This window comes from Saprospiraceae bacterium (genome assembly GCA_026129545.1).
Lineage (GTDB): Bacteria > Bacteroidota > Bacteroidia > Chitinophagales > Saprospiraceae > M3007.
Window position 1 is genome coordinate 276,292 of the sequence record JAHCHX010000003.1, and the last position, 14,711, is coordinate 291,002.

General features: G+C 53.0%; 12 protein-coding genes. 2 read left to right on the top strand and 10 right to left on the bottom strand.

The window, feature by feature from the left end; translation table 11 throughout:
• Positions 1–434: 434 nt before the first annotated feature.
• The 9 genes from KIS77_18995 to pruA form a co-directional block, all read right to left on the bottom strand.
• Positions 435–2,168, bottom strand: a complete 1,734-nt coding sequence (locus KIS77_18995; protein ID MCW5924413.1) for a PKD domain-containing protein — start codon at positions 2,166–2,168, stop codon at positions 435–437.
• Between the two features lie 163 nt (positions 2,169–2,331).
• Positions 2,332–3,225, bottom strand: a complete 894-nt coding sequence (atpG, locus tag KIS77_19000) for an ATP synthase F1 subunit gamma (GenBank protein MCW5924414.1) — start codon at positions 3,223–3,225, stop codon at positions 2,332–2,334.
• Between the two features lie 127 nt (positions 3,226–3,352).
• A complete protein-coding gene (gene atpA, locus KIS77_19005; protein MCW5924415.1) occupies positions 3,353–4,942 on the bottom strand; it encodes a F0F1 ATP synthase subunit alpha in 1,590 nt (529 codons plus the stop codon).
• A 130-nt stretch (positions 4,943–5,072) separates the two neighbouring features.
• The gene (atpH, locus tag KIS77_19010; GenBank protein ID MCW5924416.1) at positions 5,073–5,897 is read right to left on the bottom strand and encodes an ATP synthase F1 subunit delta; all 825 of its coding nucleotides are present in this window, start codon (positions 5,895–5,897) and stop codon (positions 5,073–5,075) included.
• Positions 5,898–5,920: 23 nt separating this feature from the next.
• Complete coding sequence (gene atpF / locus KIS77_19015; protein ID MCW5924417.1) at positions 5,921–6,433, bottom strand: F0F1 ATP synthase subunit B; 513 nt, start codon at positions 6,431–6,433, stop codon at positions 5,921–5,923.
• A 196-nt stretch (positions 6,434–6,629) separates the two neighbouring features.
• Positions 6,630–6,842 carry an ATP synthase F0 subunit C gene (gene atpE / locus KIS77_19020; protein MCW5924418.1) on the bottom strand — a complete coding sequence of 71 codons (213 nt, stop codon included), beginning with the start codon at positions 6,840–6,842 and terminating at the stop codon, positions 6,630–6,632.
• A gap of 131 nt (positions 6,843–6,973) precedes the next feature.
• On the bottom strand, positions 6,974–8,269 hold the full coding sequence (gene atpB / locus KIS77_19025) for a F0F1 ATP synthase subunit A (protein ID MCW5924419.1): 1,296 nt from the start codon (positions 8,267–8,269) through the stop codon (positions 6,974–6,976).
• A 789-nt stretch (positions 8,270–9,058) separates the two neighbouring features.
• The gene (locus tag KIS77_19030) at positions 9,059–10,132 is read right to left on the bottom strand and encodes a patatin-like phospholipase family protein (GenBank protein MCW5924420.1); all 1,074 of its coding nucleotides are present in this window, start codon (positions 10,130–10,132) and stop codon (positions 9,059–9,061) included.
• Between the two features lie 173 nt (positions 10,133–10,305).
• The gene (pruA, locus tag KIS77_19035) at positions 10,306–11,937 is read right to left on the bottom strand and encodes an L-glutamate gamma-semialdehyde dehydrogenase (GenBank protein ID MCW5924421.1); all 1,632 of its coding nucleotides are present in this window, start codon (positions 11,935–11,937) and stop codon (positions 10,306–10,308) included.
• A gap of 161 nt (positions 11,938–12,098) precedes the next feature.
• Between pruA and KIS77_19040 the strand changes: the two genes are divergently transcribed.
• Positions 12,099–12,383, top strand: coding sequence for a hypothetical protein (locus tag KIS77_19040; GenBank protein ID MCW5924422.1), 285 nt, complete (start codon positions 12,099–12,101; stop codon positions 12,381–12,383).
• Positions 12,384–12,534: 151 nt separating this feature from the next.
• Here the strand turns inward: KIS77_19040 and KIS77_19045 are convergent, their stop codons facing one another.
• Positions 12,535–13,671 carry a BamA/TamA family outer membrane protein gene (locus KIS77_19045; protein MCW5924423.1) on the bottom strand — a complete coding sequence of 379 codons (1,137 nt, stop codon included), beginning with the start codon at positions 13,669–13,671 and terminating at the stop codon, positions 12,535–12,537.
• Between the two features lie 147 nt (positions 13,672–13,818).
• Here KIS77_19045 and KIS77_19050 point away from each other — a divergent pair, with 147 nt between their 5' ends.
• Positions 13,819–14,382 (top strand): hypothetical protein, encoded by a 564-nt coding sequence (locus KIS77_19050; GenBank protein MCW5924424.1) that lies wholly within the window; start codon positions 13,819–13,821, stop codon positions 14,380–14,382.
• The last annotated feature ends 329 nt before the right edge of the window (positions 14,383–14,711 follow it).

Below are 14,711 nucleotides of genomic sequence, written 5' to 3' on the forward strand. Positions count from 1 at the left end.
GCGATTTGCGGTTTACGATTTACGGTTTACGGTTTAAGACAATGGCTCGTGAAGAATTTGAGTAGTGACAAAATGACTTAATCTTTTGAATTTCAACACCTTGAAAACACTCGCGTAAGGTAGTTGGAATGAGCGTTGGTATTTTTGCGCAGTTGAGAAATATAGGGACCTGCAAAAAAACAAGCGATCTGCGCGAATGAGGGGTCGAAATTTCTTGGCGCTTGATATTCGACCTCTTATTCAGGCACTGATTTCAAATCACCGCCCGAATGGCACCCGTTTTCAGCACTTTACCTCAACCCCACATTCGCGTGATTTAAGGATATCAATTGACTATGCGATTCAAATTCTTCGCAAACCATTCACGAATGACCATTTACGAATGACCATTTACGAATGACCGTTCAAGAATGACCGTTCAAGAGAGCCTATCCTCACCGCTGCACGGCCACCTTGCGCACCACCCTGCCCCATTCCGTGTCCATATTGAGGAAATAAACGCCCGCGGGCAAATCGGCGACCGAAACCTCAAACTCCGACACGGCGACACTTTGCTCCCACATCAATTTCCCAAACACATCAAACAAGGCAGCATGGTGCGGCAGCGCCCCTTTGAGCCGCACCAGCGCCACGTCGCGCGCGGGATTCGGCCTCACGGCGACCTCCACAAGTCGGCCCGGCTCCGCTGACGCACTGGCGCTAAAATCGGCAACCGCGCAATACTTGTCGGTGCAAGTGCCAGCGAAGTTGCTGATTTCCAGACAAATTTGATAAATGCCAGGCGCATCATACACATAATAAAGCGTGTCGAAACCGCCGCCTTGCGCGTTGCCATCGCCAAAGGTGAGGTGCCACGATTCGGCATTGTACGACGAGTCCACAAGCAACAGGGTGCGGTCGGGCAGCAGCGTTGCCGTGAAATAAGCCTTACATTCCGGGTTGACGCTGCACAAGCCCTTCTTCCAAGCAGTGACACCGTGCGCAAGCGCGTAACACTCGTTGTCGTAAGTCACATTGTCGCAGCCACATACTGGGTCGTAAATCTCGATGCAGGGGGCGAGGGTGTCAATCCATCCGGGGTGGAGGCAATCGCCGGGGCAAATGCCGGGTTTCCATGTCGTGATGCCATGATAAAACTGCGCCACACAATCGTTCGGGTAAGTGTTCCCATCGCATCCACACACGGGAGCGTACACCGCCGGACAAAGCACGGTGGGGTCTATCAGCGTGGAGTCGTAGCATAATTGCTCATTGACGTTGATTTTTTTGCAAAAACTGGCACCGCATTGGGTCCCGTCATTCGCGGTGCCCGAAACCGTCAAGCACACCGTGTATTCGCCGGTTTCCATAAAATTGAGTGTGGGGTTTTGTTCGAATGAGGTCTGACCATTGCCGAAATCCCAATACCAGCTGGTGATTTGGCCGCCATTGGCAAATGCTGATAAATCATTAAAAGTCCAAACCGTAAGCGAACCACCGGAATTAAATCCTTCAAAATCAACGAGTAAATTGTTGCAAACACTGCCGCATACCCCCGGCACCCATGACGTGATGCCCGCCCAATATTCTGCCTCGCAAGCATTGTTGTAAGTGATGCCATCGCAGCCACACACAGGCACATAGCCATCGTCGGGGCAAAGGGTGGAGTCTATTTTGGTAACATCCACGCACAAGGCACTTACCTCGAAAGCTTTGCAAACCGTGCAATGGATAGGTGCGAAATCCCCCGTCGGGTATGTTGCGCACAAGACGTGACGTCCCGGTTCGTCGAATAAATGGACAAACTCCATCCCGTTGCCCGTCACCTCGCCGCCGTCGAGCGACCAAATCACGAAAAAGAAAAAAGGCGGGTCAGGGATGGGTGGGGTAAGTTGGGCGCTAAGGGCCGTTCCGTTCAACACATAACTGACTTCATACGAGCACCCCTCTGGCGACGGCGGGCAAATACCCGGCGACCAAAGCGTGACGCCGGCGTATTTCTCTGCCACGCAGGAGTTGGGATAAGTCACGCCGTCGCAACCACACACAGGGTCGAAAACAGCTGGGCAACCAACGGAGGAGTCAATCTGCGTGGGGTTTATGCAAATGCTTTGGGCACTCAGTCGGATGCTGCCGAGCAGCAAGAGCGGGATAAAATAGCGAATCGGCAATTGGAAAATCAAATCCATGGTCGGGCGTTTTTGTCAATGATAAGTTTGTCACAGCTCAACGCCCAAGACAGGGGCTTGGTGCAAAGAGGTTGGCAAAATGGCGGCTATAAATGAAAAAAACTCCCCGCCGACCCAAAGCCGACGGGGAGTTTACATACTACCGAAATGACATTCCGGCGTACTATCCTTCGAGTGCCGCCGCGCCGCCCACAATCTCGCCCAGTTCGGTCGTGATGGCTTCCTGACGCGCTTTGTTGTAGTTGATACGCAGTGTTTTGAGCAATTCTTCCGCGTTGTCGGTCGCTTTGTCCATCGCAGTCATACGCGAGCCGTGTTCGGAGGCCTGCGTGTCCAACAAACATTTGTGGAAAGTCAGTTGGAGGATGCTCGGCACGAGGGTTTCCAGCAAAGACTGCTGGTCTGGCTCGAAGATGTAGTCGGCTTTCTTCTGTTTGCCGCCAGCCGGAACCTCCATCTTGGGTACCGGAAGCCACTGCTCGGAAGTCGGGAAAGTCGTGGCGGCGTTTTTGAAACGGCCATACACCACATCCACCGCATCGTATTTGCCGGAGGAAAACTCGTTCATAAGTTTGCGGGCGACGGCGCTCACGTTTTCATAAGCCGGGTTGTCGTACACCGGAATATAGTCGGCCACGAGGTTCAAATCGCGGAAACGGCGGCGGAACCAGTCGTAGCCTTTTTTCCCGATGAACAAAACCGTCACGTTGCCGTCGCGGCGCTGTTTGCCGTATTTTTCCGAAATGAGCGCCGAGGCTTCTTTGCAAATATTCGTGTTAAACGCTCCGCAGAGACCGCGATTGGAGGTCATCACGACGACGAGGGTGTTTTTCACCTCGCGGGCTTTCCCGAAACTCGTGGAAGCGTCGCCGTCGAGGTTGGAGAGTATGTTGGAGAGCATCCGGTTCAAGCGGTCAGCATAGGGACGCACCTGCACGATGGCGTTTTGCGCTTTTCGCAACTTCGCAGCCGACACCATTTTCATGGCTTTCGTGATTTGCTGCGTGTTGATAACCGACTTGATTCGTTCGCGTACTTCTTTTAAACCGCCAGCCATAATTCAAATGAGTGAATGTGCGATTGTGTGAATGAGTGCTAACAATTTTTGGAACGGTAAATGGGCGAAGTGGCGCTAATTTTTGAAATCGAAATCAAATCACGCATTCGCTCATTTACCCATTCACTCAATTTTTCCTGTACCCTGCCGCCAAATCGGCTGCCAGTTCGCGCACTTTGGCGAGGCTGGCATCTTCGAGTTTGCCTTTGCGGAATTCTTCCAGCACGTCGGGGAGTTTGCTCTCCATGCGTTCGAGGAAGAGATGTTCAAATTCCTGCACTTTGTCGAGCGGTACGTCGCGGAGGAGGTTGTTGGTGCCGAGGTAGATGATGGCAACCTGTTTTTCCACGGGGACCGGGCTGTATTGCGGCTGTTTCAAAATCTCCACGTTGCGCGCGCCTTTCGACAAAACGGCTTGTGTGGCAGCGTCGAGGTCGGAGCCAAATTTTGCAAAAGCCTCCAATTCGCGATACTGCGCTTGGTCGAGTTTGAGCGTGCCAGCGATTTTCTTCATGGACTTGATTTGCGCGTTACCACCCACGCGGCTCACGGAGATACCGACGTTGATGGCCGGGCGCACCCCAGAGTTGAAGAGGTTGGATTCTAGGAAGATTTGGCCGTCGGTGATGGAAATCACGTTGGTCGGGATGTAGGCCGACACGTCGCCCGCCTGCGTCTCGATGATGGGCAAGGCTGTGAGCGAACCGCCGCCTTTCACCAAACCTGCTTTCACGAGGCTGGGGGGAAGGTCGTTCATGGCCTCAGCCACTTCCTGCGTCTGGTTGATTTTAGCGGCGCGTTCGAGCAGGCGGCTGTGGAGGTAGAACACGTCGCCGGGGTAAGCCTCGCGGCCCGGGGGGCGGCGGAGCAAGAGCGATGCCTCGCGGTAAGCGACGGCTTGTTTCGACAAATCGTCGTAGATAATCAGCGCGGGACGGCCTGTGTCGCGGAAAAACTCGCCAATGGCAGCGCCGGCAAAAGGCGCGTAAAACTGCAACGGAGCCGGGTCGGAAGCCGAAGCCGACACGATAACCGTGTAAGGCATCGCGCCGTATTCTTCCAGCGTGCGGGCGACTTGCGCCACCGTCGAAGCCTTTTGGCCGCAAGCGACGTAAATGCAGTAAACCGGCTCGCCGCGGTCATAAAATTCTTTCTGGTTAATAATGGTGTCAACGGCGATGGCGGTTTTGCCCACCTGACGGTCGCCGATGATGAGTTCGCGCTGGCCACGACCGATGGGAATCATCGCGTCAATGGCTTTTACGCCGGTTTGCAGCGGCTCGTTCACTGGCTGACGATAAATCACGCCGGGTGCTTTACGCTCCAACGGCATTTCGTACTTCTTGCCACCGATGGGGCCTTTGCCGTCAATCGGCTGGCCGAGCGGGTTGACGACGCGGCCGACGAATTCTTCGCCGACTTCGATGGAGGCGATTTGGCCGGTGCGTTTCACGACCGAGCCTTCGCGCACGCCGTCGGACGAGCCCATGAGTACCACGCCCACGTTGTCTTCTTCGAGGTTGAGCACGATAGCGCGGGTGCCGTTTTCAAATTCGACCAGTTCACCGGACTGAGCGCGGTTGAGGCCATAGACGCGGGCGATACCGTCGCCCACTTGCAGCACAGTGCCGACTTCTTCGAGGTTAGTGTCGGCCCCGAAGCCGGACAGTTGCTGTTTCAATATCGCGGAGATTTCTTCCGGTCTGACGTCTGCCATTATTTATTTTGAGTGAATGAGTGAATGAGTAATTGAGTAGGGGTTGATGAAGGTTGATAAAAGTTGATGAAGGTTGATAATTTTGATAAACCCTTATCGACTTTTATCAACCTTTATCAACCCAAAGAATTTAAAACTCTTTGACGTAAAGGTTTTTCGAGAACGAAGCCCGCAGTTCGTCCAACTTGTGGGCGACGGAGGCATCGTACCGTTTATGGTCGAACTCCAGCACGAATCCGCCGATGAGTTCTGGGGCCACGGTGGTTTCTATGTCGAGATTTTCGGCGGTAGCGCCGCTTTCGAGCAGTTTCTTTTTCAAATCCGCCAGCACCGCGTCGCTCAGGGGCGAAGCAGTCGTCACTTTGACGGTGGTGATTTTTTTCAGGCTCTTGTATTGAGCGATGAAAGCCGCCGCGATTTCGGGGACGTAAGCTTCTCGACCTTTGTTGACGAGCAGGTGCAGATAGGCCAGTGTGAGGCTGTCCAATTTGTCTTTGAAAATGGCATCCAGCGCCGCGTTCTTTTTGTCGGCGTGAATGATGGGGCTTTTCAGGAACAGGTAGAGGTCGCGGCTCTTCACGGCGGCACCCAAGGTGTTCATGTCGGCGGACACTTTCTCCAGTTTGCCTTGCTCAACAGCAAGGTCGAGCAGCGACTTGGCGTAGCGGGATGCGATGCGAGTGACGGACATTTTCGTTGTTCGTTGTTGGTTGCTGGTTGTTCGTTGTTTGTTGTTCGTTGTTTGTTGTTCGTTGCTGGTTGTTTGTTGTTGGTTGCTGGTTGTTCGTTGTTTGTTGTTCGTTGCTGGTTGTTGGTTGTTTGTTGTTCGTTGCTGGTTGTTGGTTGTTTGTTGTTCGTTGCTGGTTGTTTGTTGCTGGTTGTTCGTTGTTTGTTGTTCGTTGTTCGTTGTTCGTTGTTCGTTGTTTGTTGTTGGTTGTTCGTGACGAACAACCAACAACGGTGAGCGAACAACGAAACTCAGTTCAATTTTATAGTTTCGACCAAGTTCTTCGCATAGGCTTCCTGGGCGGCTTTGTCGGCCAGCTCTTTGCGGAGCACTTTTTCGGCAATCTCGACGGCAAGTTGGCCTGCCTGGTTTTGGAGCGCGACGATGGCGGCCTGCTTTTGGTTTTCAATGTCCATCAAGGCGCTTTCCACTTTGCGCCTGTACTCTTGGTCGGCCTGCGCCTTCTTTTCCGTTCTGTATTCCTCGGCGGCCTCTTTGGCTTCCTTGAGCATCTGGGTGCGCTCTTCGCGTGCTTGCTGCAACAGCTTTTCGTTCTCTGCTTGCAAGTTGGCCATTTCTTCGCGGGCCTTTTTGGCCTCGTCGAGTGCGTTTTGGATATCGGTCTCGCGTTGTTTGAGCGCCGCACCGATAGGTTTGAACGCGAAACGGCTCATCAAGAACCAGAATATGCCGAAAATGATGAGCGTCCAAACCAAGAGACCCGGTTCGGGCTTGAGTACGTTGAAATCTGCCAGAAACAACATCGGCGTGGTGAGTTATGAGTTTATGAATGTGGTTGAGAGAGGGTTTGAAAAGTTGAGAAATTGAGAAGGTTTAGACAGATAAACCCTCCTCAACCGTACGACTTTTCTCCACTTTTACTCAGCATAATTTTTTCAAAAAATGGGTTGCAGAACGAACCAACCGTTGCTCACGCAACCCACAAGTGGTTGGCATTTCTTACTGAACACCGGGAGCGGCAACGAAGAACGACAACACCATCGCGACCAACGCAGCGCCCTCCACGAGAGCGGCTGTGAGAATCATGTTAGCGCGGATGTCGCCAGCTGCTTCGGGCTGACGGGCGATGCCCTCAACTGCTTTGCCACCGATTTGGCCGATACCGAGACCTGCGCCGATTACTGCGAGGCCTGCACCAATTGCTGCGTACATAGTGTATGAATTTGAGAATGAAACTAATTTGAGATTTGTGAAAGGGGTTTATGAAGGTTTATGAGGGTTGATAAAAGTTGATTCTGATAAACCCTTATCAACCTTCATCAACTTTTATCAACTAAAAAAACTCAATGATGGTCGTGGTGCGGTTCTTCAATCGCAGTCCCGATGTAAGTGGCGCTCAACATCGTGAAAATGAACGCTTGCAGAAACGCCACGAGCAGTTCCAGAGCCATCATGAACAGGGTCAGCGGGATGGAGGCCGCTATGCCTGCCGCCGCGCCGCCCGTGCTTTCGCCCGATTTGCCAAGAATAAAAATGAGGCTCACGAACGAGAGAATCACGATGTGGCCCGCCGTGATGTTGGCAAAAAGACGGAGCAACAACGTGAAAGGCTTGAGGAACAGGCCGAGTATCTCGATTGGGGTCAGGATTAGTATTTTGAGCGGGGCAGGCACACCGGGCATCCACAGCGTGTGTTCCCAGAAATGCTTGTTGGCGCTAAAAGTCGAAATCAGGAAAGTGATGATGGCGAGCACGATGGTGACGGAAATGTTGCCAGTCACGTTGGCGCTGCCGGGGAAGATGGGGAGTTGGCCGATCAGGTTGAGGCCGAGGATGAAGAAAAACGCCGACATCAGGTAGGGCATATATTTCTCGTATTTCGGCCCGATGCTCGGCTTCGCCACTTCATCTCTAATGAAGGTGTAGAACGGCTCGATGAAGTTCTGCAAACCTCTTGGGGCTTGGCCTCTGCGTTTCACGGCGGCTTGGGCAACCGCACGGAAAATCAGGAACAAAATCAGCGCGGTGAGCAGCATCGTGAACACGTTGCGCGTGATGCTGAAATCCATGAAACTCGTCACGCCACCGCCAAGTATGCCGCCGTCGTAAGTCGTCTTGGCTTCGAGCGGCACGCATTGGCCGCCGATGACGGCGTTGTAGCGGGTTTTCTTTTTGCCGTCTTCGCCTGCTATTTCTTCGTGGGTGTAATCGTCAATTTTGTGTTGGCCTTCCGCGAATCGCTCGTTTTTGAGCCGCATCACGCTGCCGTGTACGAGCGCATAGCCATTGTGCGAGTTTTCGCCGTTGCCGTGGTGGTGCGGGTGGAAGGCGGCTGAGGTCATGACCGTCCAACCTCTCTCATCTTTGAGGATGACCGGCAGGTGGAAGTAGAGCTCGCCGATGATGTTGATGACATTCGCGTCGGAGATGTGATGCACCGCGTTGTCGCCTGCGTTGAACGTTTTGGGAGCGTTGATGGAGTGCCCGCAGGGGCCGCCGTGGTCGGCGGGGTGGGCAGTCGTGGGCGGATGTTGCCCGGCATGCGTATGTTCGTGATGCTCGTGGCCGTCCTGCGCAAAGGCAAAAACGCTCAAACCGCTGAAAGTCAATGCAATCCAAAATCTGCGAATGGCTGCCATAAGGACAAGAGGAAAGGCTTTTTTCAAATCGGCGGCAAAGGTACAATGCGGTTTTCGTTAAAAAAAACCAGAAAAATTTTTTCTCCGAAAAAAATAGGGCGAGACGGGTATTTAGAAGCGTTATACGGAATTTAATTTGGAAGGGAGTGTTTGCCATTGCGAAATCTGCCCTTTTAGGTGTGTTTTTTCTGTAAAAAACGTGCTCGATACCCGGTGGTGCGAAGTTTGGGTCGGATTTTCTTGTCCAAATGATGGGGTGTGAACCAATGAAAAAGCCCCGACACTTTTGCCGGGGCCGATAACCAAATCAAACTTTCTGTGAAGTTTTTTCTCTATTGGGTTTTAGATGTAGGGCTTGATGCGGTGATGTTGGTGCCCTCGAGAAGTTTTTATGTTTCGGTGTGCTGTTTTTGGAGATGCCACAAAGTCACGACGACGCTAAGGGCTTGGTTTTTTGCCCTTTGCGCCTTCGTTGCATTGTGTCGGAATGCACCTCATGGTATGCGGATGTGTCTTTGTGGAGAGCAATCGGGTTGGCACGTGAATGCCGCGAGCTGCGCTGCGGAACAGCAAAATGGTAGGAATCAAGCGCATGAGCAGAGGTATCGTTTTTGTTATCACAGCCGTCAGTTGTTGCCCCGACTGGCTTGACTGCACCAAAAGACGGCTGAATAACTTGAAACGTTGCACAAGAATCGCTCTACGACCAATTTTAACACTTGAAATGCGCGCAACCATCGTCGAAAAACGAAGTCCGAAAAAAACCTGTCGCTTGGGGCGCTTGCTTTTTCAAACCAAATCGTCGAGCGCAGGCCCTTTTCCAAATCTTAGCGCTGGCTTTTCGTGTTCTTTTGTCTGCATCTCAACCAGTTGTTTGGCCCAATCATCGAGCTCATCGTTGTGGTGGTCTATAAACTGTTCGGTCATGGCTCTGAGGCGCTGGATGTTTTCCGGGGTCGCGTTGTCCATAGCACCCGTTTGAGCATCGGGAAGGATAGGCTCGAGCCGCAGATAATTGTCTTTCACGCCGAGATTGCGGAATGTGTTTTTTACGATGTAGTGGGTCGTTTCCGCCACCCCTCCCATCATGATATTGATGAGGTCAGGTATATTGAGCAAGGCGATTCTTTTCTGGAATGAACGGAGCCTAAATGTGTGGCGTACCTTGCCAGTGCCAAGCGAGAGCAGTTTCATGTTGACGGGGGTGTAGTGTTCAGCGGTTTTGCCGACCTCCGCGATGGCGCACAAGGTCGGGTTGTTGGCAAACACACCACCGTCCACACAAGCGTGCTGCACGTTAGATGCCGATAGGAAGGTGGCAGGCTTGAAATAGCTGGGGGCAGCAGAAGTGGCCCGACACACGTCGCGCACCAAAAAGTCTCGAGCAGGCTCCACGGCGTTTTCGTGGTCGTGGCGACAGAAAAAATAGGTGGCGGCCAATTCGAGATTGTAGGCCGGAATCAGGCATGGCTTGAGCAGCTGGCTCATCCGCACATCTCCTAAATGTAGTTCGAGCAGTCGTTCTAATTCATCCACCTCGTAGCGGTCAGAAGCAAGGCCTGCGCTGCCCAGAAAACGCCGCAACCACGATGACTTGAATATGTAGGGGCCTTTTTCGGTGTAAAAGTCAACGATGTCGGAGGTTGAGTAACGCGGCCGCTGCGGGTTGTGCTCATCGGGGGCAAGCAGGAGTGCCGTGATGATGCCTCCTGTGCTCGTGCCGGCAAAAAAGTCGAAACAGTCAACGATGCGCAATTCGGGATTGCTTGCATAACGTTGGGCCTTCGTTTCTAAGGAGGCCAATACCAAAGCGGGGATGATGCCGAGTATGCCTCCGCCATCAATAGTCAATACCCTTACCATATTTTGATGCAGCCAGTTGATGCAGCTCGCCGCGGTGAAAAGTAAAAGAAAAACGAGCAGCTATCGGCTTGATGTTGGCTGCAAATGTTCGCGCAGTGCATGAACACAGGATTAACCGCAGGTTAATTTTATTGGCTCTCCGTGACTTTATGCGCTCCCATGCTTGAGCCGCCTCACTCCTCTCCCAAGAACGGATACCGATAGTCCGTCGGCGGCACGAAATTCTCCTTGATGGTGCGCGGCGAGAGCCATCGGTACATATTGAGCATGGAGCCGGCTTTGTCGTTGGTGCCGGAAGCACGGGTGCCACCGAACGGCTGTTGGCCGACTACCGCGCCGGTGGGTTTGTCGTTGACGTAGTAATTGCCGGCAGCGTGGCGGAGTTTTTCGTTGGCCAAAGCGAGGGCGGCGCGGTCGTTGGCAAAAATGGCTCCTGTGAGCGCGTAAGGCGAGGTCGAGTCGAGCAGTTCGAGCGTCTTTTCGTAGTCCTTGTCCGCATAGACATAGATGGTCAACACGGGGCCAAAGATTTCCTCGCACATGGTTACATATTTCGGGTCGGACACTTCCAGCACGGTGGGCTCGATGAAGAAGCCTTTCGACTTGTCGCAGTTGCCCCCGGCGATGATGGTCACTTTGTCGGATTTTCGAGCCGCGTTGATGTAGCCGGAGATTTTGTCGAACGCCTTTTCGTCAATCACGGCGTTGATAAAGTTGGAGAAATCTTCCGTCGTACCCATTTTCATACTTTTTAAATCGGTCACGAGGTAGTCCTTCACTTTTTTCCACAAACTTTTTGGAATGTATGCCCGCGACGCGGCGGAGCATTTTTGCCCCTGATACTCAAACGCGCCGCGACCAAGCGCCACGGCCACCGCTTTCGGGTCGGCGGAATTGTGCACCATCACGAAGTCTTTGCCGCCCGTCTCGCCCACGATGCGCGGGTACGATTTGTAATTGGCAATGTTTTCTCCGATGGTTTTCCAAATCCGCTGAAAAACGCCCGTGCTGCCCGTGAAGTGAATTCCGGCAAAATCGGGGTGTCGGAACACCACATCGCCCATCGTCGGGCCGTCCACATACACGAGATTGATGACGCCTGCGGGCAAACCGGCTTCTTCGAGGATTTCCATGATGAGCGATGCCGAATAAATCTGCGACTCCGCAGGCTTCCAAACAGCGACGTTGCCGAGCATGGCAGGGGCAGAGGGCAGGTTGCCCGCGATGGCCGTGAAATTGAACGGCGTGAGGGCAAACACAAACCCTTCGAGTGGTCGCCAGTCGGTGCGGTTCCACACATTGCGGGTGCTGAGCGGCTGCTGTTTGTAGATTTCCTGCATGAAATACACGTTGTAGCGCCAGAAATCCGCCAACTCGCAGATGCAGTCAATCTCGGCCTGATACACGTTTTTGCTCTGACAGAGCATGGTGGCCGCGCTCATTTTGGCGCGATAGGGGCCGGTGAGCAGGTCGGCGGCGCGGAGGAAAATGGCCGCGCGTTCTTGCCAGGGCATGGCTTCCCAAGCTGGTTTGGCTTTCAAGGCTGCCTTGATGGCGGCTTGCACATGAGCGGCATTTCCTTTGGAATAATGGCCGAGGATGTGGGCGCGCTCGTGTGGCGGGCGCATGGCGATTTTTTCATCGGAAAAGACGTGTTCGCCACCGATGAACATGGGCACGTCCTTTTGCTGCTTTTTTGCTTCGGTGAGGGCTTTTTTCAGGGCGATTTTTTCGGGAGAGCCGGGGGCGTAGTTCCAAACGGGTTCGTTGACGGGATGGGGGACGGTGAAAATAGCGTCTGTCATGTTGTGGTGAAATCACCCGTCCCGTGACTCTTGGCCGTAGGACGAGTTTGTTTAGTTAGTGCTTTTGAGCGGCCAAAGGTATAAAAGGGGATTGCACCGAGATTTGACAACTTTTTAAAAATTTGACAAATTTCGCATCTTCAACCGAACCAGCTTACGCTATGCCAAAGCCTAACAACATCATCGTCAGCGTAGCCACCTATTCCAAAGCGGAGTACCTCGAACTGCTGGCCCTCTCCGACGACCGCGACCAGATGGACGCGACATGGGAGGAATGGACAAAAAGCAAAAACAAGACAGTGAAAAACCTGCGCAAACAAGGCCTTCGAGTGGAAGAGGTGGAGGTGCGGCTAACGGAGATGGTGCTTTTCTGCCGCGAACGGGGTTTGAAAATCAATGGCAAGAGTCGGGCGATGTTTGCGCGAAAGTTGGCTTCAGGGAAATAGGCTGCCGTTATTAGACTTGTTGCGTTCAATTTCGTACTCGGAAAGCGCAACTTCTGGCTTGGCTCAATAATTTTCTTTACAAAGATACACGGCATGGAACGATTGGGCAATTTTTTGGAACAATCAAACTCGCACTCGCCTTTCTCCACGCTCAAAACGCCTCCCCCGTGAAAATATAAAAACTCACGCCCTCCCGCGTGAAGCCGGCATCCAATCGGACAAAAATGTCTTTTTGCGGAAAAATGAAATAACGCAACCCCGCCCCGCCCGCCAAACGGAGGTTTTGGAGGGTCAGCGACGAAACGGTGGGCGCGACGGCACCCATGCCCACAAAACCCGTCGCGCCGAATCGCTTGCTGAACGGGAAGGGCAAAAAACGGTACTCGGCTTGCGCGGCGTAGTAGTGACGGTCGCGGTAGCGCCCCGTGTAGTAGCCGCGCAGGAGCGATTCGTTGCCCATCAGGCTGAGCATATTGAAAGGCGCGTCGCCGAGCACGACATTGCCCGCTGCCTGCCATGCGAACACGGCGTTTTTGTTGAGTTGGCGATAGCGACGCACCTCCGCGAAAAAGCCGTCGAAGGCATGGTCGCTCCCGATGGTTTTGCTGTAATGCAGCCATGACAGCTCCGCAAACCAGCCATCGCGGGTGTTCAGCATGTTGGGCCGCGAATCGTACACCGTGCCGATACCCACACCAAAGTTGGTGGAACCGTCGGCACCGCGCGGCAGGGGCCGAGAAGGCTGCTCGCCGCCAAAATCCACCTGACCCAAACGCTGATAATCCAACTCCATGCCCGCAAACCAGTTGCGCTTGACCCGATGCATCACGCGCTGCCTTATTAAATGGTACACGCCATTGACCACCACGGGGTCATCCTTCGGCGCTTCCGGCCCGATGCCGTAGTACAGGAGCGGGAACCGCTGGAGACGAACTTTGCCCAACAACAGCCAGCGGTCTTCGTCGGTGTAGATGGCGTTGTCGAGCCAAAGGCCATATTGGGAGCGGAGCGTGACAAAAGCAAATGCCGTGACCTCGCTCAGGCGATTTTTTTGGTAGTCATTTTTGGCGTGGAACAGCAAGGAGGAAGCCGCGCCCAACTCCCAACTGGTCTCCGGCGAATAGGCTACCGTGGGATAGGCAAGCAATCTGGGCTGGTGGGGCGGGCGGTGTTCTTGAGTGAGGCGGGTCAGTACGCGGTCGAACCAACCGCTCGAATCCGAGTGGGCGCACAGAGCTCCACTTGCCAAGCAAAAAGAAGCGAAAACGATGAGTCGGATGGACGACATGACACTGAGAGGATGATGGAAGTTTTGTCCAACGCCTTGTCCCGCATTTTGTTGGCGAATAGTTCGACAATGGGGCGGATTTGACAATTTTAGGAAAGTTCCTTACCATTGTGGGGGTCTGTTATCTCTTTCAAAAATTGACACATTATGAAACCACTCCACCTTGTTTTTTTGCTTGCCCCTACGCTCTTGTCTTCTTGCAAAGTAACGCAGGAAAAACCAGCGGCAGCTGTCACCGCCGACCGACCGATTCGCCTTGAAGAAGCCCAACCGCCAAGCATTGACCCCTGCGCTTTGTGCGTGGGTTTTTCTGCAACGAAGCCCTATACCTCAGGCAGCATCCGATGGGTCAATTGTAGGATGGGCCAAGACAAGGTGTACTTGGACCTGCGGCTCTCCAAGCGCAACAAACCGGACTTGAAGGTGCGCCTCATGCGCGATTGCGACAACCCGGCCCAACCCGGCAATATAGTTACGGTCAGCAACCACTATCTGAAATGCTCTGCCGATGATATATCGGGTTTCACGGTAGTTCATTATGAGCAAACACCTGAAGGCCATATAGTTACTTCCATCTTATTTAATTTTTCTTGGTCAAACGAACTAAATGTCTTTCAGGCTAAGCTGACTTCCAATGCTTTGGTGGACATTCAAGTAAAGGACGGCTGGCAAATGCACTACGACAATGCAAAGGGGTGCAAGGGGAAATAGGTTGTGTGCGGAGGAATCATGCGTTTGACTTATTTCCAAAAATAAACGCATACTTGGAATTATCTCCTGTTTTTGACCACTTATTTCCAAGTACTAGGTCTTAACTGTCGCCTATTCCCCCCGAATGCGTACGCACAAGAAGTGGTGGATGCGGAAATCCGCTTGGAGCAATTGTTAGCCTGAGCGCGGATGGATGACCATAAAGCCGTTAAAGGGAGTTGGCATCATCGTAGCTCGCTTTTGCAGCCTTATTGAGCAAGAAATTTTTACGGTGCATTTTTGAATAATCGGCGGGTGCGAAAATTAACCTTGGGCATTTGTGCGCTCAA

What these genes read in the sequence shown, in the direction of transcription:
- KIS77_18995 (MCW5924413.1), bottom strand. Translation starts at nt 2,168, where the DNA reads ATGGATTTGATTTTCCAATTGCCGATTCGCTATTTTATCCCGCTCTTG.
- atpG (MCW5924414.1), bottom strand. Translation starts at nt 3,225, where the DNA reads ATGGCTGGCGGTTTAAAAGAAGTACGCGAACGAATCAAGTCGGTTATC.
- atpA (MCW5924415.1), bottom strand. Translation starts at nt 4,942, where the DNA reads ATGGCAGACGTCAGACCGGAAGAAATCTCCGCGATATTGAAACAGCAA.
- atpF (MCW5924417.1), bottom strand. Translation starts at nt 6,433, where the DNA reads ATGTTGTTTCTGGCAGATTTCAACGTACTCAAGCCCGAACCGGGTCTC.
- atpE (MCW5924418.1), bottom strand. Translation starts at nt 6,842, where the DNA reads ATGTACGCAGCAATTGGTGCAGGCCTCGCAGTAATCGGCGCAGGTCTC.
- atpB (MCW5924419.1), bottom strand. Translation starts at nt 8,269, where the DNA reads ATGGCAGCCATTCGCAGATTTTGGATTGCATTGACTTTCAGCGGTTTG.
- KIS77_19030 (MCW5924420.1), bottom strand. Translation starts at nt 10,132, where the DNA reads ATGGTAAGGGTATTGACTATTGATGGCGGAGGCATACTCGGCATCATC.
- pruA (MCW5924421.1), bottom strand. Translation starts at nt 11,937, where the DNA reads ATGACAGACGCTATTTTCACCGTCCCCCATCCCGTCAACGAACCCGTT.
- KIS77_19040 (MCW5924422.1), top strand. Translation starts at nt 12,099, where the DNA reads ATGCCAAAGCCTAACAACATCATCGTCAGCGTAGCCACCTATTCCAAA.
- KIS77_19045 (MCW5924423.1), bottom strand. Translation starts at nt 13,671, where the DNA reads ATGTCGTCCATCCGACTCATCGTTTTCGCTTCTTTTTGCTTGGCAAGT.
- KIS77_19050 (MCW5924424.1), top strand. Translation starts at nt 13,819, where the DNA reads ATGAAACCACTCCACCTTGTTTTTTTGCTTGCCCCTACGCTCTTGTCT.